We start from the raw sequence: 3,677 nt of genomic DNA on the forward strand, positions 1-3,677 counted from the left end.
AATCTTGCTGCTGCTATTTTCTTCTCCATGCGTCGCTACAAAGGCGCTTGTAGATTCATTCCAGTTCAAAGAGTCACTTTTTTCACCAGCAATTCCTTTTTCAATCTCATTTTTAATATTCGCGATAGAATCACCAACACCGATAAAGGCTGAAGCGACATCATTATAAGTCGAGTCAGAAACATCTCCATCTTTTGTGAAGCTCTTAACTGTAAAAGTAGGAGAAGTCCATGTGCCATTCTCATAGCTAGCGCTACCTCCTAAAGATGATGCAACCTTGGTGCCAAGACTATGAAGCTGGGAACCATTTACCGCCTCAGTTGAGTTTTCTGTAATCGAACCAGTAGCAACATCCACAAGAATTCGTTCTTTACCTTCACTATTCCGAAAAGTTATTATAGTTAAAGGTGACTTAGGAGCAACAGTTACCATCCTTTCATCCTCCTCACGGTTTAGTGCACTGGGTAAGCTTCTCAAAAGAGGAAAGCTGCCTATATTCTTATGCTGATCATCACCTTGAAATAAATTATTTTGTTTCTCTCCAATAGCAGAGGGCTCCTTTATCTCAACAAGCTGATGATTTAAACTTGTGGAAGCACTATTCACACGAGAAAATGCATCCGCTACATTCTTAGAACTTTGCTTACCCGCAAATGCAGTATCAAATGCATGTTGCGTTTGAAACTTAATATTAGGATTTAAATTTCTGAAGCCATCTTCATCCCCTATAAATGCAGAGCCACTATCTTGATATAATTTACTGCCAACAACATAGGCTGGTGGAATAGCTTTAAGCACATTTGTATCGCCACTAAAATCGTTTGATATGTTATTAAAAATCTGAGTATTAGCAGAAACAGGAGAAACATTTGATAAAAAGATAATCACTGAAGCCAATGAAAGCGCTTTAATAAACTGTAATCGATAAAGCGAGTAAGAATTTTTAAAATCACTCACCACCGGCGCTTTTGATGTGGTATATAATTTTTTCATAACAAATTCTCCAAGTAAAAAAACATATTTAGAACATAAAAAAAACATATTTCAGCGCTAGGGATGATTTTGGGATGTGATTTTGTTTGTTCTTTACAAAGTTTAGGTTTGTCGCAGAGGCGAACAGAAGAAGTTAGGGCTCTGGCAAGGTTGCGATTAACGTTGATCAACGATTTTGTTAATGGTTTTTTAATTTTTTCCGACTGTAAGAAGGTTTTTTTGTAACAAGATTCCTGAATTTTAGGGTGAGGAAATAGATGGAACGGATATGAAGAAGACATATTTGCACGCTATTGTTAGATCTGCGGTTTATGATTTTTAAAGTGAAAGAGCTCTTTTTGTATGTTTAAGAGGCTATTAAGGTGTTATTGCAGGAAACGGTTAAGTCGTCTGGTGAATGACGTAGAGTGGTTGTTGTGAAATCATTGCACTTTTATCATAGTGATAAGTGAGACGTACTCTCGAGTTCTAGATTTTTTTCTCTTTAAGAGCTTTAAGATAAAATGAGGATGATTATGTGATTTTTCCATAACTCTTCGCACCTCCCTTTGCGAGAACTTTTTCCGTTTTTACCAGAATGAGTCTTACTAAAGACTATTTTTATGGTTTTATAGACTATTGAGTAAAATAGCAAGAGAAAAATGAATTTAACTATTTTTACAGAATGAGTCTTTCCGATTTATACAATCGTGAAATATCCTTATAACTTTAAAATTCATAGATTCCATGCATTATAGACTTTCCTAGAGGTTCTGTTTCATAGTTTGTTTGAGGTATCCCATTTTGATCAAAATGAGTCTTACTAATAATTGCCGCTGTTGCGTACCTCATGATTACTACTGCTATGTACAAGAGCAAATAAATAAAATAATAAAATGGGATTTTTAATTTTTTAAACGTATCCCCCAATGGATATTTTCTATCGATGAAATTATAGAACGTACAGTTTTAAAATACTGTGCGATTACGCACTCTATCAATTTATATGACAGTATTACTCTGTGTTTGTAAAATTTTTGTTAAAGTGCTTCACTTCTCACTAAAATCAATCTCACTAAGATTCTTATTATAGAATACATTGTTATGAGACTTTATAAGTATACTACTCTAAGGCTTTCTCTGTAAAATATTACTTCTCTATAATATAAAATTTTGCCCTTGTCTCATCAGACAAGGGCAAAACTTCACTTAAATTGTAATTTTTCATATTCTCTGGTGTTATTTTAATTTCAGAGTTATTCCACCACCTACTCCCCACTGACCTCCAGCACTGGTTGCTGATAGATTAGAACGAATCTTGCCATCTTCAGATGTATAACCTGCACCAATAGCAAAAGCAGATTGTCCACGCCAAAAACCGCCACCAAATGAAACACTCACAGATCCTGGGTCATCGAAGTAACGTAAGTTAGATACTGCCAAACCAATCGCCGCTGCTTGCCTTGCCTCTTTGCGCACATTCGTAATATCATAACTTAGTGCGTCAAACTTCATATCGGTATAGGATTTTGCCTCGTTAACACCATTATTGACTTGATCGTTCGTATACTTTTTCGCACTTTCAAGAGTAATCTTCATCTGCTCCTCGGTATGATCGTATAACTGACCACCATTCACTGCGTCCTTAGAGTCATGTTCAATTTTTCCATCTTTAACATTAGTAATCAAAACAGGCTCACTGTCATCGACACCTTTTAGAGTGATGCTACTGATTTTCTTTCCGCTTTCTTTATCAACATCATAGCTAACTGCAAGATCCTCCTCGTCTATGTCATTCTCCTCTTTATCCATGGCATACTCATCTATGGAACGAGTTAATCTGCTCATAAAAGGAAAGCCGTCTGAAATAATATCTAAACCATCACCTTGAGATGTCTTATCTGTTTCACCAATACCAGTGTTATTCTTTAGATCAACAATCTGATTATTCAAAGCTGTGAAAGCACTATTCACGCCAGCAAATGCATCCGCGACATTATTATAGTTTGTCTCAGTCTCATTACCATCCTTATCAAAGGCTTTAACTGTAAAAGTAGGACCTGACCATTTTCCATTTTCATCATAACCAGCACCACCGCCAAAATAATTTGCAAATGCCTGAGACATCAAATAAATCTGGCTACCATTTACTGCTTCGGTCGATGTTTCTGTAAATGCGCCACCCTTAACACCAGAGAGAATTCGTGGAGTATTAATACTGTTTGCAACATCTATTCTATCGCCGCCTTTGCTTCCTCCAATCGTAATAAGCCCAGCGCTATTTTGTTTAACAAAACTATCACCAGTCACATTTTCGATTTTTTTATTAAGATTCGTGAAAGAACTGCTTACACCAGAAAGTGCCTCCGCAACATTTCCATAGTGCGTTTCAGCTCCATTACCATTCTCATCAAAGACTTTAACTGTAAAAGTAGGAGCATTCCAGTTTCCCTCTTCATCATATCCAGCATCACCACTAAAGTATCTAGCAATGACATTGCTCATGGAATAAAGTTGAGAACCATTTATCGCATCAGTTGACGTTGCTGTAATCGAACCTGCATTAACACCGGAAAGTGTCCGTGCCGCATTATCAACGTTTGCAATACTTACTTTAGCTCCACTTACTTCTCCACCAATGGTAATAAGCCCTGCTCTATCTTGCTTAACAAGCTTGTCACCCACCACATTAGTAACTACATTCT

The 3,677-nt window shown here is 36.7% G+C and carries 1 protein-coding gene and 1 pseudogene; both read right to left on the reverse strand.

Translation table 11 applies throughout. The features are described 5' to 3' along the window. Positions 1-993: pseudogene (locus tag ACFIMX_RS05475) on the reverse strand (hypothetical protein); the annotation flags it as partial. Positions 994-2,211: 1,218 nt separating this feature from the next. Next, on the reverse strand, positions 2,212-3,677 hold a 1,466-nt coding region (locus tag ACFIMX_RS05480; protein WP_375694153.1), incomplete at its 5' end, for a YadA-like family protein.

It is taken from the genome of Bartonella sp. AD24XZML, assembly GCF_042196485.1.
In the GTDB taxonomy this organism is placed as follows: domain Bacteria; phylum Pseudomonadota; class Alphaproteobacteria; order Rhizobiales; family Rhizobiaceae; genus Bartonella.